The organism is Labrenzia sp. THAF82 (assembly GCF_009363435.1).
Taxonomy (GTDB): domain Bacteria; phylum Pseudomonadota; class Alphaproteobacteria; order Rhizobiales; family Stappiaceae; genus Roseibium; species Roseibium porphyridii.
In genome coordinates, this window is sequence record NZ_CP045354.1 from 452,513 (window position 1) to 472,597 (window position 20,085).

Sequence of the window (20,085 nt, forward strand, 5' to 3'; positions counted from 1 at the left end):
AAGGTAGCTAGCAATGTCCGCCACCGGAAAACCGAGATCTGTCGACCGCCGCCGTTTCCTCACGGATACGGCGCGGATGGCGGGCGGGTGCGCGGTGGCGGGCACGCTGCTTGCCTATCTGGCACGCGATGCGCGTGCCTTGCCTGCTGAAGCGCTTCGGCCACCCGGAGCCCTGCCTGAATCTGACTTTCTGTCTGCCTGTATCCGCTGCGGCCTGTGTGTGCGCGACTGCCCTTATGACACACTGAAACTCGCGGAACTGGGTGAAGACGGACCGGCCACAGGCACTCCCTATTTCACTGCGCGCACGGTTCCTTGCGAAATGTGCGACGACATTCCGTGTGTCGAAGCGTGCCCGACGGGAGCCCTCGATCCCGGTCTGAAAAACATCGATGACGCTCGCATGGGAACAGCCGTGCTGGTGGATCAGGAAAACTGTCTGAACTTTCTGGGGCTTCGCTGCGATGTCTGCTATCGCGTTTGTCCGGTGATTGACGAAGCAATCACGCTGGAGCCGTCCCACAACACCCGTTCGGGTCACCACGCCATTTTCTCGCCGACCGTGCATGCCGACCATTGCACGGGGTGCGGCGTTTGCGAAAGGAGCTGCGTCCTGCCGGATGCGGCCATCAAGGTTCTGCCAACGCGCCTGGCGCGCGGCTCGTCTGCCGAGCACTATCTCAAGGGCTGGGAAGAGAAGGAGCGCAAGGGCGCGCCCGTTGTTGAAGGCATAATCGATCTGCCGGACAGAATGCCGGAGATACCTGGTACCAGCTCTGAAGTGCCGGCGTTTGAACCGGCCTTCAAACTTCCGGGAGGCGGCCAATGAGTGCCAAGACCAGACTTCCCGTTGGCCAGGAAGCCATTCAGCTCAAGGGATGGTTCAACGCTCATCGATTCCTGTTGTTGCGTCGCCTGTCACAGGCGTTTTTTCTGCTGCTTTTTCTGCTGGGGCCCTGGTTCGGCATCTGGTGGGTCGTCGGTACGCTTGCCGGCTCCCGCACATTTGAAGTGTTGCCGCTGACGGACCCGCTTGTTCTGGCACAGAGCATTGTTGCCGGCCATTTGCCCGAAGTCACCGCTCTTGTCGGGGCTGTCATTGTACTGGCGGTCTACGCGTTGATCGGCGGCAGGGTCTATTGTTCCTGGGTCTGTCCGATCAATCCGATCACCGATGCTGCCCATTGGCTGCATGAGCGTCTCGGTTTGCAGAAAGGCTGGCAGCCAAAGCGCACGACCCGTTTCTGGATCCTTGGAACCGTACTTCTGGTCAGTGCGATAACCGGCACGGTCGCCTGGGAGTTGATCAACCCCATCACGATGCTGCATCGCGGACTGATATTCGGGATGGGCTTTGTCTGGGCGCTTGTCGTTGCAATATTCCTCTTTGACCTCGTGGTGTCGCGGCGCGGCTGGTGCAGCCATATTTGCCCGGTCGGCGCATTCTACAGTCTCGTTGGGACAAAGAGCGTCTTGCGTGTCAGCGCCGTGAATCGCGTTGATTGCGATGACTGCATGGATTGCTATGCGGTCTGCCCCGAGAACCATGTGATTTCGCCGGCCCTGAAAGGCAAGGACGGAGAAACACCCCTGATTTTGTCACCGGACTGCACCAACTGCGGACGCTGCATTGACGTCTGTTCGGTCGACGTTTTCGCCTTTACCCACCGCTATGACAATCGAGCCAAAAAAACCGTCTCCACGGCGGTGGATGCGGCAACTGAACAGGCCGCTTGAACGGAGCATCGGAGAATAGACATGAAAATGCCGGTCCTTTTGGGAATTTCCGCCATCGCGATCACGACAGTCCTGGCCGGCTTCGCGATCGCCCAGTCGTCTGGCAGTGTCCAGAGTTTGCGGGGTGCCGAGTTGGAAGATACCCGGGCCGTCGACGGCGTTCACAAACAGATCGAAGGGCGCATGCCACGCAATTATCGCCAGCAGCCGCCTTTGATCCCGCATTCCATCTCCCAGTACCAGATGGACAAGCGCACCAACCAGTGCCTCAGTTGTCATGACTGGACGGTTGCCGGTGAGCGCGGAGCGCCAACCCTGTCCATGACCCATTATCTCGACCGGGAAGGCAACCAGCTGGACACCGTTGCCGGAACCCGTTGGTTCTGCAACCAGTGCCACGTTCCGCAGGCCAATGCCCCTGAACTTGTCGGAAATGACTTTCAATCCTCTAGCACGTCGCGCTGACAAGGGAACGGGAGATAAGAGATCATGAAAGATCCCAACGACAAACCGAAGCGTGGCCTGATTGGCAGGCTATGGAACGGATTCTGGAGCCCGGTATCGGCCTTCAGCGTAGGGTTCATCGTCATTGCCGGGTTTCTCGGCGGTGTCCTGTTCTGGGGTGCATTCAACTGGAGCATGGAGCTGACAAACACAGAGGAGTTCTGTGTTTCCTGCCACACGATGGAAACCAACCTTGGCGAATATCGCGAGACCATCCACTACAACAACCATTCGGGTGTGCGTGCGATCTGTTCCGATTGCCACGTCCCGCACGAATGGCAGCACAAGGTCAAGGCCAAGATCATCGCGGTGAAAGATGTCTATCACGAGATCATGGGCACAATCAGCACACCTGAAAAGTACGAAGCTCATCGGCTTGAGATGGCATCGCTGGTCTGGCGGAAAATGAAAGCTTCCGACAGCCGGGAGTGTCGCAATTGCCATTCGTTCGAATATATGGACTTCACAATCCAGGAAAACCGGGCGGCAGCCGAACACCAGCGGGCCATCGATGAAAACATGACCTGCATCGACTGTCACCAGGGCATCGCACACGCGCTGCCACCGGGGCACCTGGAGGAATACAAGCGCATCGTTGATGAGATTCAGGCTGAAAAAGCGCCTTTGTCTCCGAAGACTGACGATGTTGCAGCGATTCAGTCCTATGTCGGCAAACTGTCCAAGTAAAACGCTTTGAGCGCCAATTCCAACGGTTGGCGCTCTCAACTGCTCAGAGAAAGAAAAGGCTAAAGTATGCTTGGCATTCTCGATCTACTCGGAACCATTGGGGGCAACATACTCAGCCTGCCCGGTATCCTGGGCCTGGCGCTTGGGATGATGACACGGAACTGGCTGGTTGCCGCGGTAATGGGCGGGCTCGTCGGTGTTTTTGAGACCGTTGTTTTTGCGGGCTTCCATGCTTCTGAAATTGGTTATTTCGACCTTGCAATCGCAGTTCTGGTCGGTGTTCTGGCCGGCAGCCTTGGCTGTGCCATCCGGCATCGGGGCGCGACGGCCTGAGTTTACCGGCCGGTATTTTCTCGAAAAGGATCCAGACAGGCATCTGACAAAAAAGACTTCTCCGCATGCGCCGGGTGGACGATGACGTTCCAGCGGGCTACATGCGGGAGAAGCAATCAGCTGCACCGGACCAAAGAGAATTTCCATGAAACTGTATCGGTTCATCACCGGCGTCGACGACAGCGAGTTCTGTCACCGTGTTACTCAGGCCCTCAACAAGGGCTGGCAACTTCAAGGGTCCCCGTCACTTACCTACGATGCGACGCGCGGCGCCACCATTTGCGGTCAGGCCGTCACCAAAGACGTCGAGGGTGAGACCTATTCGCGGGATATGAAACTCGGCGACTACTGACCCATTGAGTTTGCGGAGCTTCGGCGGCAAGCCCGGTTGCTGCCGCCGAATATTCGGGTGTTAAAAAAACGGGGCAGTGCAGCCTACATCAAGTTTTCCACGATCACGGCAATTCCCTGACCTCCGCCGATGCACATGGTGGCTGCTCCAAGGCTTTCTTCGCGCCGACGCAGTTCGTAGATCAACTTGGTCATGATAATCGCGCCCGTTGCACCGATGGGATGACCGAGTGCCACGGCGCCTCCGTTCGGATTGACCTTCTCCGACGGCAACCCCAGTTGATCGTTGACCGCACATGCTTGTGCCGCAAATGCCTCGTTTGATTCAACGACGGCAAGGTCATCCGCTTGGATGCCGGCCCGTGTCATGGCGATTTGCATCGCCGGTACCGGGCCAATACCCATGATGGCAGGATCAACCCCGGCAACTCCGTAGGACCGGATGCGCACAAGTGGAACCACGCCAAGCTCTTTGGCTTTTTCCGCCGACATCAAAATAAGCGCGGCGGCGCCGTCATTGAGGCCGGACGCGTTTCCTGCTGTAACCATGCCATCCTTCTTGAACACTGGACGCAGCTTGGCCATGTCTTCGGGTTTGGCGTCATGGCGGACGTGTTCATCGGTGTCAAACACCGTTTCCCGGCCGCGTCGGCCAACATTCAGCGGAACGATCTGATCCTTGAACCGACCTTCCTTGATGGCTTCACTGGCTCTGCGATGGCTTTCGAGAGCAAATGCATCCTGACGGTCACGATCGATGCCATACTTTTCGGCGACATTTTCTGCCGTTACACCCATGTGACCTATGCCGAACGGATCGTGCAGGGCGCCAGTCATCATGTCGACAATCTGGGCATCTCCCATGCGCTGGCCGAAACGCGCGCCAGGCAACGAATATCCTGCTCTGCTCATGCTCTCTGCACCGCCCGCAAGCGTGACGTCGCCGTCACCAAGTGTGATGGCTTGCACTGAAGAGACAATTGACTGCAAACCGCTGCCGCAGAGGCGATTCATGGTCAGAGCAGGCGCATGATCCGGCACACCTGCCTGACGGGACGCGACCCTGGCGATATACATGTCACGTGGCTCCGTGTGGATCACGTTGCCAAGAAATGCCTGGTCGATGGACCCCGCTTCAATCCCGGCACGCTCGATGGCCACTTCGGCAACCTTGGTTGCAAGGTCGATGGGCGGTGTGTCCTTGAGCGAGCCGCCAAAACTCCCGACCGCCGTTCGGGCTGCGCTTGCGATTACAATCTCTTTCATCGATCCGACCTTGTTTCAAAAGACAATTATAAGCATGCCCTTCCTGGCGCTGGACTTCCAGTCGGCCAAAAGGGGAGCATGCTTGAAGCTGCTGGTCATCAGACCTTCAACAGGACGGATCCAGAGCGCTGCCCTGAGGCGACCATATCGTGAGCTCTGGCGCAGTCTGTCAGATCCAGTATTTCAGAGATCCGGAAGTTGAGAGCGTTACGTTCAAGCAAACCGGTCAGTTGTTGTGTTGCTATATCCCGCTCTTTTTCCGACAGAATGTAGATCAGCAACAGATCGATCGTCACGGCTTTGAACATCAACGGATAAAACGGCAGGGTCGGGGTCATGTTCTTTGCTGACCCGTAAGCTGCAATTGTGCCGCGTTCGGCGATGATACGGGTGTTGGTCTCAACATTCTGACCGAATTCTACTTCGACTATGCGGTCCACCGGAGCGCCGCCTGTTGCCTCCATGATCTGGTCCGCAAGCCGTTCATCGGTATAGTCGAACACATGTTCTGCGCCGGCTTGCCGCGCCGCTGCCAGAGCTTCGTCGCCTCTTGCCGTTGCCAGAACCCGGGCCCCGGAAGCTGCGGCAACCTGGATTGCCAGATGGCCGACCGTTCCAGCGCCACCGCTGACAAGGACTGTTCCGTCCGAGACAGGACCGCTGCCAAGCACTGCCTGAACCGCTGTCAGGCCTGGAATGCCAAGTGCGGCGCCAACTTCAAAGGAAACGTTTTCTGGGAGCGTGACAGCCTGGTCCTCAGGCAGTGAAACAAATTCTGCCGCCGTGCCGAAAGCACGTTGCCATTGGCCGTTCCAGATCCAGACCCGCTCGCCAATTCTTGATGGATCGACGCCTTCGCCAACGGCTTCAATTACACCCGCCCCGTCGCTATGCGGAATGATTTTTGGAAATGGCGGCTCGGTTACCCCGGGACGCGAGCCGGCGCGGGCTTTCACGTCGGATGGATTAACGCCGGATACGTGCACTCGGACCAGCACCTCGCCGCCCGAAGGCGTCGGATCCGGCAGGGTCTCCGGGCACAAAACATCTTCGGCAGAGCCGAACCGATCATATGTGATTGCGCGCATCGGGATCTCCAAACAAGGGCTTGAGTGTGCTTAGCCGCGTCCGACAAACGGCATCTTTGTCGCCATAACCGTCAGGCTCAGCACATTCGCATCGAGCGGCAGTCCGGCCATATAGACCACGGCATCCGCAATGTGTTGAGGATTGATTGTCGGTTCCGGGGCAATCTCGCCATTGGCCTGGGGCACGCCGCCCCCCATCCTTGATGTCATCTCGCTGGCTGCGTTGCCGATATCTATCTGGCCGCAGGCAATATCGTACGGACGTCCGTCCAAAGCGGATGACTTGGTCAGTCCGGTGATGGCGTGTTTCGTTGCCGTATAGGGCGCGGAGAAGGGGCGTGGCGTCGTCGCCGAAATCGATCCATTGTTTACAATACGACCCCCTTGCGGCTCCTGTGCCTTCATCAGCCGGAACGCTTCCTGCGTGCACAGGAACGCCCCGGTCAGATTGGCGCCGACCACGTTGTTCCATTCCTCAAAGGAGATGTCCTCAAGCGGCACTGCAGAATTTGAAATGCCGGCATTGTTGACAAGGAGATCAAGGCGGCCAAAGCGTGTGCCGATCGCCTCGAACAGAGCCTTTACCGCTGCAGGATCACCGATGTCTGCAGACATCGGAATTACGTCGCCGCCGGTTTCTGAAGTCAACGCAGCTGCTGTTTCTTCCAGGACGCCCAACCTGCGTCCGGCGATGACAACCCGCCATCCTGCAGATGCCAAACCGCGCGCTACGGCCTTGCCGACGCCGCTGCCGCCCCCGGTGACGAGTGCGATCCGGCCATCTACATCAAACCCGTTAGCGTTCATATCAGTTTGCCTTCCAATTCGTCTTCAATGTGGATGTGAATGATTTCGTCAAAACGCGTCTCGGCTTCAAATCCAAGCTCGAGAGCGCGTTGTGGTACAAAGTCTTGCGGCCAGCCGGAGACGATGCTTGCGATCCCCGCATCTGGCTCCCGGCGAATGAGGTTGACTGCCTTGTCACCGGCAACACGCCTCAAGGCGTCAATCTGGTCGCCGATACGAGCGGAAAGGCCCGGCATGGTGAGGTTGCGGCGAAGACCGACCTGCTCGGTATCAAGGCGAACGGCATGGACGAAGAAACCGACGGCGGCGCGTGGGCTTGCGAACCAATGCCGAACGCTGTCTTCAACAGGCAAGACGGCTTCCTGACCTGCCAGCGGCTCGCGGATAATATTGGAGAAGAAACCCGAGGCCGCTTTGTTCGGTTTTCCGGGACGCACACAGATGGTTGGCAGCCGCAGGCCGATACCGTCAAAAATGCCTTTGCGCGTATAGTCAGAGATCAGCAGTTCTGCGATGGCCTTTTGCGTTCCGTAACTGGTGAGCGGTGTCAGATGAAATTCGTCGCCGATTTTCTCCGGGAAAGGTTCACCGTATACGGCGAGAGATGATGCGAAAACCAGTCTCGGACAATAGGGTTGACGCAAACCTTCCTTGCGGATCGCCTCAAAAAGAAAGCGGCTGCCATCAAGGTTGATCATGTATCCTTTTTCGAAATCAGCTTCAGCCTCGCCTGAGACGATCGCCGCGAGGTGAACGATCACATCAGGTCTGCCCGTGTCCTGCTGGCCGGAGACCAGGCTTTCGGCAGCGCCGGGATCGGCCAGACTGAGTGTTTTCGTTGTTGTGACATCTTTCAGTGGTTCAGGAGCCAAGGGTTCAACGACATCGGCCAACGTCAGCCGATCGACGTCAAAACCAAAACAATCTGGTTCAGCTGCGAGCCGAGCCACAAGTTTCCGGCCGATCATGCCGGCAGCGCCGATTATCAAGAGATGCATGTGCAGAAATCCTCCGAGCTGGGTTTATGCACCGGGAGCGTGGCGGAGGGTAGAGATTTGTTCTCAGATCCTGTTTTGCGTCTGAACCGGCAAGCTTGGTTTTAGCAAAAATGGCGACCCAAGCTGGCAGGTCTTCGGAAGGTTGCAGACGTCGTTTTGGCACATTCGGGTCCGCGCAGAGTGACACAGGCAAAACGGGTCCTATGAGCTGTCTCGATTAATTTTAGCAACTTATATTATAGCGGCCAGTACTTTCTAAATATTCTATTAGCTCTACTACGGGAACTTAAAATTGCTTTATGCGTATTTATGACAATAAAAACATAAACGAGCGAAACGGTCACTTAACAACTTTGCCTTAGACTAAGGAATTAGCGTCGCTATACGCTATTTACTCTAGGGGGTAACACATGTTGTCGAAATCCAGGAAGTCTTTTGCTGCAGCTATGGCTGCAACTTGTCTGTTTGCATTTGGTTCTGCGAATGCGGAAGACGGCGTCAGTGACGCCAAAATTCTGTTCGGCCAGGCGGCCGCTCTTGAAGGTCCGGCCGGCGCGCTGGGTACCGGAATGAAACTCGGCATCGAAGCCGCTTTTGCCGAGGCAAATGCAGCCGGTGGCGTTCATGGCCGTATGGTTGAACTTGTGAGCATGGATGACGGCTATGAGCCGGATCGTTCGATTGCCGCCGTCAACAAGCTCATCAACGACAACAAGGTGTTCAGCCTGATCGGTCCGGTCGGCACACCAACTTCCAAGGCGACCCAGCCGATTGCTACGGCTGCCAAGGTTCCGTTTGTTGGTCCGTTCACCGGAGCCGGCTTCCTGCGTGATCCGGCGCATGGCAACATTGTAAATGTGCGTGCGACCTATGGTGCCGAAACAGAAGCCTGGATTGAGCATCTCAACGGTGCACTGGGCCTCGACAAGATCGCGATCCTTTATCAGGACGATGGTTTTGGCCGCGTCGGTCTCGCCGGTGTGCAGGCAGCTCTTGAAAAGCGTGGCCTGGAACTGGTTGCCGAAGGCACATACCAGCGCAACACAACAGCTGTGAAATCTGCGCTTCTTGAAATCCGCAAAGCCAAGCCGCAGGCGGTTGTCATGGTTGGCGCCTACAAGCCGATTGCCGAATTCATCAAGCTGGCCAAGAAGGTCAAGCTCGATGCTGAATTCGTCAATATCTCGTTCGTGGGTTCCAAGGCTCTTTCCGCAGAGCTGGGCGATGCCGGTGAAGGTGTCATCATTTCTCAGGTTGTTCCGTTCCCGTGGGATGTGACTGTGCCGCTGGTGAAAGAATACCAGGCTGCTTTGAAGGCGAAGGACGCTTCCGCTGAGCCGGGTTTCGTTTCCCTTGAAGGCTACATTGTCGGTCGTTTGGCGGTCATGGGTCTTGAGAAAGCCGGCAAGGACGTCACCCGCGAAGGTTTCCTTGATGCTTTCTGGTCCACAGGTGCATTCGATCTGGGCGGTGTAACGCTCACATTCGGAGCCGATGACAACCAGGGCATGGACGATGTGTTCCTGACAACGATCCAGAAAGACGGCAGCTTCGCACCTATCGACAAGCCTGCCAGCTAAGCAAACACATCTGCTGGCCTGACCTGTTCAGGCCAGCGGATTTAACGTGTCGTTCCGGTTTCGGGCGTGACGACAGATGCGTGTTTTTTGGGGACTGTGGGTGCCATGCTTGGGTTTCGGGGACTGAATTTTGGTGGGTCGAATGAAAAGTCGATCTTTAATTTAAGAATTCGCGGGAAGCTTTTTACCGCATTTGCCGGACTTGTTCTTTTGACGGCAACCGCAATCGGGATCGGTCTGTTCTCGTTTCAAAGGGTGGAGAGCGGCTTTGCTGAACTTTCCGAACAGCGCCTGCCTTCCATTGAAAATGCAGCTCAACTTGCACTGACAAGCACGGAAGTCGCCACCGCGGCCGCCGCTGTTGCCAACAGCGTCACGCTTCAGTCCCAGGAAGTTTCCTTTCAGGCACTCGAAAAGTCTGTATCGGTCATCGAAGGTATCGAGGCCAAGTTCGTAAAATCCGATGCCAACCGGACAATCGTCGACGAACTGTTTTCCCAAAGCCAGACCTTCCAGCAGACTTTGGGTGTTCTGGACCTTGCAACCAAGGAAAAGATCGCGGCAAGAGATGCAAAAGATGCGCGCATGGCGGCACTTTTCAAAGCCTATGACGGTGTCCACAATGCGATCACACCCATTGTGGACGATGCTTATTTCACCGTGGTTCTGGGCGGTGAAGATGCCGCAGAACAAAGCAAATCCCTGGTCAACAGCCTTGCCAATGACGAGATGGGTAAGCTGAGACTCTATTTGGAACTCCGTGCTGAAGTGAACCTGCTTGTCGGCCTGGCTGAAACAGTTGCGTTTGTCGACGACAAGGCTCTTATGACGGTGTTTGAAGACAAGATCATCGCAACGAAGGCGAAGATCGATCAATATCAGAGTGAATTGAGCGCTTTGGATTTGAGCACCGGCGCTGACGACGAACTCGATCAGCTCCGGACACTGGCTGCAACCACGCTAGAGAAACGCGGCTCGAATTCCCTCAGCATTGGTCAGCAAAAGGCGACATTGAACGAAGCCATCGGACTGCAAAAAGCCATTGATGATGCGCTCATCATGCAGATTGACGATCAGCTCTTCACCCTGACCATCGACACCGAGACAGCGGTTGAGGAAAACTCGGCCATTATCTCCGATCTCCTGAACAATCAGGTCGGTCAGTTGAAAAGCACGCTGGAAGCGCAGGCTTTCGCCAACAAATTCGTCGCGACCCTGGTTCAAGGTGGCTTGACCGACGACCCGGCAATGCTGGTTCCCATTCAGGAAAAAGTGACCGCAGACGCCAAGCACATGCGCGACGGCTTTGAGGGCCTGAACTCCGAGGAAATCAAGGCCCAGCTGAATGAACTGCTCGCCTATGGTGATCCTGAGAACGGCCTCCTGAGAGATCACCTCGAAGAGCTGAAGAGCACAGCGGAATCGAATGCTCAGGTCAACGAGATGTTCTATGCGGTGGAGCGGATTGGACGTTCAGTTGCATCCCTCATCGAAATGGAAATTGCAGCAGTCGACGTTGCGGCCACGCGCATCAACAAGCTTTTTGAAAACGGCTCCATGGCTCTGATTGCCGTTGGTCTGGCGAGCCTGGTGATTGCCGGCGCCATCGGTGTCTTTGTCGTCGACCGAGGCATGGTTCGTCCGCTTCTGGGGCTCGTCGATGCCACGCGTGCACTCGCAGACGGTCAACTCGACGTCGCGGTTGCCGGAACGGCCCGCCGCGATGAAATCGGCGACCTGGCGCAGGCGATGGAAGTCTTCAAGGAGAATGCGGTCGAACGCAACAATCTTGAAGCCGTTGCAAGGTCCGAACAGGATGCGCAGCAGGACCGCCAGAATACCATCGAACATCTGATTACGGATTTCCGCAATGAAATCGAAGCCGTGCTCAGCACTGTTACCGGCAATATGGAGCAGATGCAGTCGACTGCGCAGGTTCTGAACCAGATCTCAACTGAGACAACGACGCAGGCCTCCGAAGCGGAAAGCAGCTCTGCTGCAGCGTCTGAAAACGTCGGATCGGTTGCTGCTGCGACCGAGCAGCTTGCCGGTTCGATTGCGGAAATCGGCGAGCAGGTTGCCCGGGCAACCGAGATCGTTACCGGTGCATCGGCAAGTGCCCGGACAACGACCAGTAAGGTTTCTGAACTGGCAGAAGCTGCGAGCCGGATCGGCGAAGTCGTCACCCTGATCCGCGCGATCGCCGAACAAACCAACCTGCTGGCGCTCAATGCGACCATCGAGGCTGCAAGGGCCGGTGAGTCAGGCAAGGGCTTTGCGGTTGTTGCCGCGGAGGTCAAGGAACTCGCCACCCAGACGTCAAATGCAACGGAAGAGATTGCCACGCAGATCGAGGCAATCCAAAGTGCGACGACGGAGAGTGTGACGGCAATCCAGGAAATCCGGGATACGATGGAGCAGGCGGACGAGACAACTTCGGCCATTGCTGCAGCTGTTGAAGAACAGGATGCTTCGACGTCCATGATCTCACAGAATGTACGCGAAGCGGCTGAGGGAACTCAGGGCGTTGCGGACAGTATCTCTGGTGTCATGAATGCCGTTGCTGAGGCAGCGCAGTCCGCAGGGCAGGTGGAGGCAGCCTCAAACGAGGTGGCTGATCATGCAAGCCGGCTGAAGGTCGTTGTCGACGACTTCCTTGCCAGAGTGGCTGCCGCCTGAAGCGGGGTCGAAACAGAACGGCTTTGGCCTTTCGTTTTAAGGCCTTGTATTACCTGCTAAAAACACGAGAAGGCGGACATCCTGTGTCCGCCTTTTTCATTGACATCGCTTATTTGGATGGTCTGCCGTTTGCCTGTCCGGGTGATGCCGCAGTGGTTTCCAATGCCAGTTTGCGCTTCTTGGCAAAGGCTTCGCGGCGCTCACGTTCCTCGCCGATGCGGAAGGACATCTCGACAAAATCGAGGTGATCGCGGGCGGCAGCTTCGGCTTCACCTGGGTCTCCCGACATCACGGCATCGGCAATGCGAATATGTTGTTGCAGAAGCGAGTCGCCAGAGCCATCGACTGTGCGCAAATAGCGGCGATTGTAGAAGACGCCGCGCTGCGTGAGATCATAGATAGACCGCATCATGTGGATCAGCATGGCATTGTGGCTGGCATTCACGATTGCGGTGTGCAGGCGAACATCCGCCTGCTCCGAAGTGTCCAGGTCACCGGCTTCGTGCGCCTGTTTCAACTCTTCGATGATTTCGGCGATTGCTGCCTTGTCAGACGGCGTGCTGCGCTCAGCCGCCAAGCGTGTGGCAAAGGCTTCCTGTTCCTTGCGATATTCAAGATAGTCATAAAAAGCCATGCCGTGTCGCGCATATAGGTCAATGAGCGCGGGTGTCATGGCCTGTCCGGAAAGTTGGGCAACGAAGGTGCCCTCGCCATGGCGGACATGAAGCAGTCCCAGCTCCTCCAGCCGCTTAAGCGCATCGCGAACCTTGGGGCGTGAGACATCGAACTTTTCCGACAATTCCCGTTCCGAGGGCAGCCGCGCACCTTCGGGAAGGATGCCCTGGACGATCAGGTTTTCAATCTGGTTCGCAACCAGGTCGACCACTGACTCTGCAGCTATCGGCTCGAACAGACTGTTGAGATCATTCATGCGGCACCTCCGTCAGTAGAGGTAATATTGGTTTACCTCAGTGGCAAGTGTTTTTCCTGATGTAGCCAGAAAACCCAACAAGATTCAGCTTCTTACCTATCGGAACGACCGTTTCATTGGCGCAGCACCTACGCAGAGGTAAATAAAATTGTTGACTGATTTAGTGGATAATTTTATTTACCTCTGTGTCTTAGTTGCGGGACAGCTGTCCGAATAGCGCTGCCCCGGTCTTGTGGAGGAGTTACGATGACCAAATTTTTGACCGGCCTTGTTCTGGCCGCCGGCCTTGCCGCCCAGCCCGCCATTGCCGCTGACAAGCTGCTTTTGAAAGTGCCGGTTGCGTTTTCGACCGAACTGCCGAGCCTCGGCACGCCGATCCCGCGAGTTGCCGAAGAAGTTGAGATCATGTCCGGTGGAACGCTGCGCATGAAAGTCTATGAGCCGGGCAAACTGGTGCCGGCCTTTGAAATCCTGGATGCGGTGTCCTCGGGCAAAATCAATGCGGGTTACACCACTGCGGGTTACTGGGCAGGGAAGATCCCTGCAGCACCGCTTTTCTCGGCAATTCCGTTTGGTCCTGAAGCGGGCGAATACATGGCCTGGATCTACTACGGCAATGGCCTGGATCTCTATCAGCGCATGTATGACGAGGCCGGTTACAACGTTAAAGTACTGCCGTGCGCCGTCATTGCTCCGGAAACATCCGGCTGGTTTTCAAAGGAAATCAATTCCGCAGAAGACCTCAAAGGCCTGAAAATGCGTTTCTTCGGCCTTGGTGGCAAAGTGATGGAGAAACTCGGCGTTGCGACCTCGCTTCTTCCCGGAGGTGAAATTTTCCCGGCACTTGAGAAAGGTGCAATCGATGCAACCGAGTTTTCCATGCCGGCCATCGACCAGCGCCTAGGCTTCCACAAGGTGGCCAAGTACAACTACTTCCCTGGCTGGCATCAGCAGGCCACTGTCTTTGAACTTCTGATCAACAAAGACGTCTGGAACGAGGCTTCCGAACAGCACCAGCACATTCTGGCAGAGGCCTGCAAGGCGTCCATGGCCGACAGCTTTGCAGAAGGTGAAGCCCTGCAGTTCGATGCTCTGAAGCGCAACGTGGAAGAGAACGGCGTTGAAATCCGCAAGTGGAGCCCAGAAATGCTGCAGACTTTCCGGGATACCTGGGAAGAGGTCGCGGCTGAAGAAAGTGCCAACAACGAGTACTTCGCTGAAGTTTATGCGGACCTTAGCCAGTTCCGTTCGAACTACGACCTTTGGGAAAAGAACGCGTTCTTGCCGCGCTTCTGATCCGGCAATCGCCGTGCCCGGCTTGCCGGGCACGGCCCAGTATTTTTCAGCCAATTGAGTTCCTGGCGCAACGAGGAGCGCCCACGGGTGAGCTGCGGCCGGCTTGAGGAGGAGTTGTGCAATGAGCACGAATGTCAATTACCAGGGCGATCTCGCCGAGACCTATGAGGCGGTAACCGAACACGAGGATCAGGATCGTTTTGGTCTTGCCGTGGCGATCGACAACCTTGTGAAAGTCACCGGCCACGTCGTCATGTTGGCGAACCTCGCCTTGATTGCAGCCATTGTCGCCCAGGTCGTCCTGCGCTACGCCTTCAATCTGAATTTTCCCAAACTCGACGAATTGCAATGGCACTTCTATGGCCTCGTGACCATGATCGGTGTCTCATATGCTTTGACGACCGATAGTCATGTTCGGGTTGACCTTCTGCATATGCAGTTGTCACGCCGCGCGCAACGCATCGTTGAAATTCTGGGAATTCTGTTTCTGCTCGCACCCTTTATCTGGCTGATGGTCGATCAGGGGTTCGACTACTTCGTTGAAAGCTACCGCGTCAACGAACGGTCGTCCTCCGCCACCGGTCTCGCCTATCGCTGGGCGTTCAAAGCCATTATTCCCATCAGTTTCGTACTTTTGGGTATCGCTGCGTTTGCGCGCCTTCTGCACGACGTTCACGCGATTTTCGTTGCCGATGCAAGCGAACGGCAAGGCGGCGGCTTCACGCGCCTTTTGGTGTTGATCGGAATTTTTGCCGTCATCACGGCCGGTTTGTCGACGCTGGTTGAGACAACTGAAGAAATGCTCGTCATTGCCATGTTCATGAGCTTTGTCGGGTTGTTGTTCACCGGATTTCCGGTTGCCTGGACCCTGGCGGGAACCGGCATGATTTTCTGCGGCCTCGCCTATCAGTTCGACATGGGCAACATGGCCTGGACCGGACTTGAGGACACCTTCACCGGTCTTGATTACCTAACTCTCGGCGCTGTCGTGAACCGTGTTTACGCTGTCATGTCGAATGCGGTGCTGGTGGCACTGCCGATGTTTATCTTCATGGGCCTGATGCTCGATGAAAGCGGTGTTGCCGAGCGTTTGATGACTTCGATGACCCGTCTCTTTGGAACCGTGCGCGGAGGACTTGCCATCACCGTGACGCTGATCGGCATTATTCTGGCCGCATCAACCGGTATCGTCGGCGCTTCAGTGGTCCTCCTCGGTGTCCTGTCCCTTCCGGCCATGATGCAACATCGGTATTCAAAAACCCTTTCAACCGGCGTTGTTGCTGCATCCGGCACGCTGGGTATTCTGATCCCGCCCTCAATCATGCTTGTCATCATGGCGGACCAGATGGCGCTTTCGGTTGGCGACCTCTTCATGGCGGCAGCAATTCCCGGAATGCTGCTCGGCGCGATCTACCTGCTCTATATTTTCGGTCTTGCTCTGCTCAATCCGAAAGCTGCCCCGGCTCCCGACGATGCGCGCTCACCCGACTGGGCGGCGATCAAGGATATCTTTGTCGCGCTTATCCCGCCGCTGGCATTGATCTTTGCCGTGCTCGGTTCAATTTTCGCAGGTATCTGCACACCTACCGAAGCGTCCGGTATCGGGGCCATCGGAGCGACGCTCCTTGCGCTTGCCTACCGCAAGCTAACCTTTACCAAAACCTGGAACGTGCTCAAGGCAACGTTCAACACCACCGCCTACATTTTTGCGATCTTCCTCGGTGCGACTGTGTTTTCCTTTGTGCTGCGGGAACTTGGCGGTGATGAGCTAATTGAAAGCATGGTTTCTTCAACGGGTCTCGGCCCGAGCGGCACCGTGATCTTCATTCTCTGCATCGTGTTCCTGCTGGGCTTTGTACTCGACTGGATCGAAATCACGCTGATCGTGCTGCCGCTCATGCGTCCGATCGTCAATGGATTGGGCCTGGACATTCCAGGGTTCGGCGCGATGGATGAGCCTGCTCTCGTTTGGTTCGTGATCCTGGTCGCTGTAACGCTGCAAACCTCGTTCCTGACGCCACCGGTCGGATTCTCACTCTTCTACCTGAAGGGAGTTTGCCCGGAGGGGATCAAGCTGACCGATATCTATAAAGGGATCATACCTTTCGTGCTGTTGCAGCTCTTCGGCTTGGCTCTGGTCTTCATGTGGCCCGCGCTCGCGACGTGGTTGCCGTCGGTCGCATACTAAAAAAAGCAGGCACGACAACTGCGGCAACAAGTATGCCGAAGGACGCGATATCGACCCTCTAAGTGCGGCCAAAAGAGATTTTGGCCGCACTTAATCAAGCGCTTTATTCGACCAATGGTCTTAATTCGGGAAACGGGAAGATGCCAAGAGACGAGAACCACGGCCAACAACCCCTCGGTGCCCAGCAGGCCACCGATGCCTCGTTCGCTGACGCGCTGATTGAGATCGTGGGTGCGCAATTCGTGCGGACCGGCCCCATCGACACAAAGCGATTTCGAAAGGGATTTCGTTCAGGGCAGGGCGAAGCCGAAATTGTTGTGATCCCAGGCACACTTCTTGAAATGTGGCGTGTGTTGCAGGTCTGCGTGGCGGCTGACCGGATTGTCATCATGCAGGCAGCCAATACAGGTTTGACCGAGGGTTCAACACCGAAGGGCGCCTATGACCGCAATGTCGTGATCATGAATACGTTGCGCCTCGACAAGATCCATGTGCTTAAGGACGGGCACCAGATCGTCAGTCATCCAGGTGGCACACTCTACAAATTGGAAAAGCTGCTCAAGCCGCTTGGCAGAGAGCCTCATTCGACCATCGGTTCATCCAATATCGGCGCATCGATCGTCGGGGGCGTTTGCAACAATTCCGGCGGCGCTCTGACACAGCGCGGCCCGGCTTACACGGAGCTTGCGCTTTACGCACAAGTGGACGGCAATGGAGTGTTGCGCCTTGTAAACCACCTGGGAATGGAGCTGGGCGGTACACCGGAAGAGATCCTGGACCGGCTTGAGAAGGGCCTGTTCACCGAAGCGGACGTGAAGGATGGAGTGGGGCGCGCGTCGGATGATGGTTACATCGCCAAAGTTCGTGATGTCACAGCCTCAACGCCTTCACGTTACAACGCAGATCCGGACAGGTTGTTCGAGGTCTCGGGTTCGGCCGGAAAGCTGGCGGTTTTTGCAGTAAGACTCGATTCCTATCCGGCTATTGAGGAGGAACGCGTCTACTACATCGGTACAAACAGCCCGGCGGACCTGGAGGTCTTGCGTCGACGCATTTTGACCGAATGCGATGAGTTGCCGATCTGCGGCGAATACATGCACCGAACGCTTTTTGACGTTGCACGCCGATACGGCAAAGACACGCTGATGATGATCCACTGGTTCGGTACGGATCGGCTGCCAATGTTCTTCTCGATCAAGGGCGCTCTGGACGCACGGTTGAACAAAGTGCCGTTCTTGCCGAGCAATCTGGTTGATCGCACGATGCAACTGTTGAGCCACCTGATCCCCGAACCACTTCCGAAACGGCTGCTGACATGGCGCGAGCGTTACGAACATCATCTTATTTTGAAAGTTGGGACGCAAATGGCTGAAGCCATCGAAGCGATCCTGACCGAAACACTGGGCAGGGATGCCTGGTTTGCCTGCACCGAAGCCGAAGCCAAAAAAGCGATGCTGCATCGCTTCGCGGCAGCAGGTGCCGGCGTAAGGTACCATGCTGTGCACGCAGCCGAGGTCGAAGATGTCATAGCTCTCGACATCGCTTTGGCACGAAACGATGAAGACTGGTTCGAAGCGCTTCCGGAAGAGATCGAAAAAGATCTTGTCTCAAAGCTCTATTATGGCCACTTCTTTTGCCATGTTTTTCATCAGGACTACGTGGTGCGCAAAGGTGCTGATCCAAAACGGGTCAAGCAGAAAATGTTGTCGCTTTTAGACCGGCGGGGTGCTGAATATCCTGCAGAACACAACGTTGGCCACCTTTACATGGCAAAGCCTGCCTTGGCCGCCCACTATCAGACGCTTGATCCGACGAACAGTTTCAATCCCGGGATCGGGAAAACGTCTCGCGAAAAGAACTATGGATCCGGCGGACAAACCTGCGGTGCCGCAGCAGAGTAGGTTGCAGGACAAGAGGGTGGCGAGAGGGCGGGGCTGGTATTCGTCTTAGAACCTCAGCATTGCCTCAAAAACCTTTCGATAGGTTGAGGTTGCCGCTTCGGCCTCCACACGGCCCTGCCGATAGAGATTGTTGAGACCGGGTGCTGCATTGACTTCAAGAACAACGGCGGCAGAATTGCGGCTATGTTCGTTGGAAACAATGAGGTCGACGCCGGCAAAGCGAAGGTCAAGGGCTTTGGCAGCGCGCAAGGCAATGGAAACAAGCTCAGGCGCCAGGCCCTTGGTGACCAGACGCGCTGTCCCGCCGGAAGACAGATTGCACACAGGTAGAAGACTGATGGTTTGTCCTGTTTCCGGAACGTTGTCCAATCTCAAACCCTGCTGTGCCAGTTCGATTGCGATACGCTGATCGGTTCTGTCGAGCTTCGTTTGATCGTTGATCAGGTCCGACACGTTCCTGGTCCCATCACCGGTCACGATCGGTTTGAGGCGTTCGAACGCAAGCAGGACCTCGCCATCAAGAACGACTATCCGCAGGTCGGTTCCCGGCATGGCTTCTTGCACCAGCAATGCCGCGTGTCTTGTCGAAAGTGCTTGCAGGGCGGTCAACAGGTCCTTGCTTGTCACTGCTTTTAGGACGTCTCGACCTTCCTGACCTTCGTTTGGTTTGACGAACACCGGATAGCCGGTCTTGTCCGTGAACCGGTGAACATCCGCTGACAATTCCGCGCCAGTGCCAATGCCGTCAGAGGGAACAAAGTGACTTGCCGGTATGGCAATCCCTGCAAGTTCCAGGAACCGGTTTGTATAGGCCTTGTCTTTTGCAATTTCGGCTGCGCCATAGCCGTTGAGGTCGAAGCGACAACCTTTGAAGAACCGTTTCTCTCCCGACGGATCTTCAACCAATCCGGCATGTCCATAAGGATCTCCGGCTGTCAGTCGAAGTCCTTTTTCAGCGCAATACGCTTCCAGCAACTGAAAGACAATTGCCTGACCTGAGGAGCCGACGGATGTTGCCGGTTTGTCGTCCAAGGAATCTTCCGCCGCGGCGGTCAGTTTTTGTCCTGGCGGGCGTTGGCCAGATAGTCGATCTTGAAGAGGTCGGGGTTGGTCGGTCCGTTGGAAACAACATTGTAAACCGCGACCGACGTGTCGTAGCCCTGTTGGTCGGTAACCGTCCATTGCTTCAGTGCAAAATCTTCCGCGTCGAAAATCAGCGTCAATGTGCCGGAGTTGAACTTGGTCTTGTCGAAGATTGTCACGGTAACAAGGTCTTCTTCCACCAGAACATTGGTGACATTGGTGTCACGCTGCAGATCGATGCTGTCTGACAACAGGAACCGCAGCGGCGTTTGGCCAAGTGGCCAGATGTCCTGGGTGTTCAATTTGCGGTCACGCACAGAGACAGATTTGCCGTCCGCAACAATGTCCAGAACGGAAGGTTTGTTGTAATAAAACCGCACCTTGCCGGGTCGCGCCATGTAGAACTTGCCGTCGGACTGGCTGCCATCGGGGCCGAACTGGATAAAGTCTCCGTGCATCGTCTTCACGGCATTGAAGTAAGTGTTCAGTTCCTGAAGGGTTGTTTTTTCTTTCTCGCTCAGGGCTTGAGCGGGCAAAAGGGCCGTCACCGTGAGAGCGCCTGCCAGGGCCACGCGTGCCAGTGGTTTGACAAAGCGATGGGCGAAACGGGTCAGCATGATATTCAATCCTAATCGTTTGTGCCGTGACACTTGGAC

General features: G+C 56.1%; 18 protein-coding genes. 11 read left to right on the top strand and 7 right to left on the bottom strand.

What is annotated here, in order from left to right; all coding sequences use genetic code 11:
* Positions 1–13: 13 nt before the first annotated feature.
* From napG to FIV00_RS02210, 6 genes are all read left to right on the top strand, one after another.
* Positions 14–829 (top strand): ferredoxin-type protein NapG, encoded by an 816-nt coding sequence (gene napG / locus FIV00_RS02185; protein ID WP_152499285.1) that lies wholly within the window; start codon positions 14–16, stop codon positions 827–829.
* Entirely contained in the window at positions 826–1,737 is a 912-nt protein-coding gene (gene napH, locus FIV00_RS02190; RefSeq protein ID WP_152499286.1) for a quinol dehydrogenase ferredoxin subunit NapH, read from the top strand. Before napG ends, napH begins: the two co-directional genes overlap by 4 nt.
* 21 nt (positions 1,738–1,758) lie before the next feature.
* Positions 1,759–2,202 carry a nitrate reductase cytochrome c-type subunit gene (locus tag FIV00_RS02195; protein ID WP_152499287.1) on the top strand — a complete coding sequence of 148 codons (444 nt, stop codon included), beginning with the start codon at positions 1,759–1,761 and terminating at the stop codon, positions 2,200–2,202.
* 24 nt (positions 2,203–2,226) lie between these two features.
* Positions 2,227–2,928, top strand: coding sequence for a NapC/NirT family cytochrome c (locus FIV00_RS02200; RefSeq protein WP_152499288.1), 702 nt, complete (start codon positions 2,227–2,229; stop codon positions 2,926–2,928).
* 66 nt (positions 2,929–2,994) lie between these two features.
* The gene (locus tag FIV00_RS02205; protein ID WP_209006781.1) at positions 2,995–3,261 is read left to right on the top strand and encodes a hypothetical protein; all 267 of its coding nucleotides are present in this window, start codon (positions 2,995–2,997) and stop codon (positions 3,259–3,261) included.
* A 145-nt stretch (positions 3,262–3,406) separates the two neighbouring features.
* Entirely contained in the window at positions 3,407–3,613 is a 207-nt protein-coding gene (locus tag FIV00_RS02210) for a DUF1737 domain-containing protein (protein ID WP_152499289.1), read from the top strand.
* 83 nt (positions 3,614–3,696) lie between these two features.
* On the opposite strand, the gene bktB is transcribed toward FIV00_RS02210, so the two are convergent.
* The 4 genes from bktB to denD form a co-directional block, all read right to left on the bottom strand.
* Complete coding sequence (gene bktB, locus FIV00_RS02215; RefSeq protein WP_152499290.1) at positions 3,697–4,878, bottom strand: beta-ketothiolase BktB; 1,182 nt, start codon at positions 4,876–4,878, stop codon at positions 3,697–3,699.
* Between the two features lie 98 nt (positions 4,879–4,976).
* Positions 4,977–5,966: an NADPH:quinone reductase gene (locus FIV00_RS02220; protein WP_152499291.1), complete on the bottom strand. Its 990-nt coding sequence runs from the start codon at positions 5,964–5,966 to the stop codon at positions 4,977–4,979.
* Positions 5,967–5,996: 30 nt separating this feature from the next.
* A complete protein-coding gene (locus FIV00_RS02225; protein ID WP_152499292.1) occupies positions 5,997–6,773 on the bottom strand; it encodes an SDR family oxidoreductase in 777 nt (258 codons plus the stop codon).
* Positions 6,770–7,771: a D-erythronate dehydrogenase gene (gene denD / locus FIV00_RS02230; protein WP_152499293.1), complete on the bottom strand. Its 1,002-nt coding sequence runs from the start codon at positions 7,769–7,771 to the stop codon at positions 6,770–6,772. The genes FIV00_RS02225 and denD overlap by 4 nt, the downstream gene beginning before the upstream one ends.
* Before the next feature lie 410 nt (positions 7,772–8,181).
* On the opposite strand from denD, the gene FIV00_RS02235 reads away from it, so the two are divergent.
* Both FIV00_RS02235 and FIV00_RS02240 read left to right on the top strand, forming a co-directional pair.
* Positions 8,182–9,351 (top strand): ABC transporter substrate-binding protein, encoded by a 1,170-nt coding sequence (locus FIV00_RS02235; protein ID WP_247649326.1) that lies wholly within the window; start codon positions 8,182–8,184, stop codon positions 9,349–9,351.
* A 105-nt stretch (positions 9,352–9,456) separates the two neighbouring features.
* Positions 9,457–12,030: a methyl-accepting chemotaxis protein gene (locus FIV00_RS02240; protein ID WP_152499294.1), complete on the top strand. Its 2,574-nt coding sequence runs from the start codon at positions 9,457–9,459 to the stop codon at positions 12,028–12,030.
* 109 nt (positions 12,031–12,139) lie between these two features.
* On the opposite strand, the gene FIV00_RS02245 is transcribed toward FIV00_RS02240, so the two are convergent.
* Positions 12,140–12,961: a FadR/GntR family transcriptional regulator gene (locus tag FIV00_RS02245; protein WP_152499295.1), complete on the bottom strand. Its 822-nt coding sequence runs from the start codon at positions 12,959–12,961 to the stop codon at positions 12,140–12,142.
* 246 nt (positions 12,962–13,207) lie between these two features.
* Between FIV00_RS02245 and FIV00_RS02250 the strand changes: the two genes are divergently transcribed.
* The 3 genes from FIV00_RS02250 to dld all read left to right on the top strand — a co-directional run bounded on the left by FIV00_RS02250 (position 13,208) and on the right by dld (position 18,346).
* Positions 13,208–14,257 (top strand): TRAP transporter substrate-binding protein, encoded by a 1,050-nt coding sequence (locus FIV00_RS02250; protein WP_152499296.1) that lies wholly within the window; start codon positions 13,208–13,210, stop codon positions 14,255–14,257.
* Between the two features lie 121 nt (positions 14,258–14,378).
* Positions 14,379–16,445: a TRAP transporter large permease subunit gene (locus FIV00_RS02255; RefSeq protein ID WP_152499297.1), complete on the top strand. Its 2,067-nt coding sequence runs from the start codon at positions 14,379–14,381 to the stop codon at positions 16,443–16,445.
* A gap of 140 nt (positions 16,446–16,585) precedes the next feature.
* On the top strand, positions 16,586–18,346 hold the full coding sequence (gene dld, locus FIV00_RS02260; protein ID WP_152499298.1) for a D-lactate dehydrogenase: 1,761 nt from the start codon (positions 16,586–16,588) through the stop codon (positions 18,344–18,346).
* Positions 18,347–18,391: 45 nt separating this feature from the next.
* Here the strand turns inward: dld and FIV00_RS02265 are convergent, their stop codons facing one another.
* On the bottom strand, positions 18,392–19,378 hold the full coding sequence (locus FIV00_RS02265) for a RimK family alpha-L-glutamate ligase (protein WP_173005840.1): 987 nt from the start codon (positions 19,376–19,378) through the stop codon (positions 18,392–18,394).
* A gap of 20 nt (positions 19,379–19,398) precedes the next feature.
* A complete protein-coding gene (locus FIV00_RS02270; protein ID WP_152499300.1) occupies positions 19,399–20,046 on the bottom strand; it encodes an outer-membrane lipoprotein carrier protein LolA in 648 nt (215 codons plus the stop codon).
* Positions 20,047–20,085: the final 39 nt, after the last annotated feature.

Bases quoted from the DNA above. Each gene is read 5' to 3' on its own strand.
- FIV00_RS02195 (WP_152499287.1), top strand. From the start codon at position 1,759: ATGAAAATGCCGGTCCTTTTGGGAATTTCCGCCATCGCGATCACGACA.
- dld (WP_152499298.1), top strand. From the start codon at position 16,586: ATGCCAAGAGACGAGAACCACGGCCAACAACCCCTCGGTGCCCAGCAG.
- FIV00_RS02245 (WP_152499295.1), bottom strand. From the start codon at position 12,961: ATGAATGATCTCAACAGTCTGTTCGAGCCGATAGCTGCAGAGTCAGTG.
- FIV00_RS02235 (WP_247649326.1), top strand. From the start codon at position 8,182: ATGTTGTCGAAATCCAGGAAGTCTTTTGCTGCAGCTATGGCTGCAACT.
- FIV00_RS02220 (WP_152499291.1), bottom strand. From the start codon at position 5,966: ATGCGCGCAATCACATATGATCGGTTCGGCTCTGCCGAAGATGTTTTG.
- FIV00_RS02255 (WP_152499297.1), top strand. From the start codon at position 14,379: ATGAGCACGAATGTCAATTACCAGGGCGATCTCGCCGAGACCTATGAG.
- FIV00_RS02210 (WP_152499289.1), top strand. From the start codon at position 3,407: ATGAAACTGTATCGGTTCATCACCGGCGTCGACGACAGCGAGTTCTGT.
- FIV00_RS02225 (WP_152499292.1), bottom strand. From the start codon at position 6,773: ATGAACGCTAACGGGTTTGATGTAGATGGCCGGATCGCACTCGTCACC.
- bktB (WP_152499290.1), bottom strand. From the start codon at position 4,878: ATGAAAGAGATTGTAATCGCAAGCGCAGCCCGAACGGCGGTCGGGAGT.
- napG (WP_152499285.1), top strand. From the start codon at position 14: ATGTCCGCCACCGGAAAACCGAGATCTGTCGACCGCCGCCGTTTCCTC.
- napH (WP_152499286.1), top strand. From the start codon at position 826: ATGAGTGCCAAGACCAGACTTCCCGTTGGCCAGGAAGCCATTCAGCTC.
- FIV00_RS02205 (WP_209006781.1), top strand. From the start codon at position 2,995: ATGCTTGGCATTCTCGATCTACTCGGAACCATTGGGGGCAACATACTC.
- FIV00_RS02240 (WP_152499294.1), top strand. From the start codon at position 9,457: ATGCTTGGGTTTCGGGGACTGAATTTTGGTGGGTCGAATGAAAAGTCG.
- FIV00_RS02250 (WP_152499296.1), top strand. From the start codon at position 13,208: ATGACCAAATTTTTGACCGGCCTTGTTCTGGCCGCCGGCCTTGCCGCC.
- denD (WP_152499293.1), bottom strand. From the start codon at position 7,771: ATGCATCTCTTGATAATCGGCGCTGCCGGCATGATCGGCCGGAAACTT.
- FIV00_RS02200 (WP_152499288.1), top strand. From the start codon at position 2,227: ATGAAAGATCCCAACGACAAACCGAAGCGTGGCCTGATTGGCAGGCTA.
- FIV00_RS02270 (WP_152499300.1), bottom strand. From the start codon at position 20,046: ATGCTGACCCGTTTCGCCCATCGCTTTGTCAAACCACTGGCACGCGTG.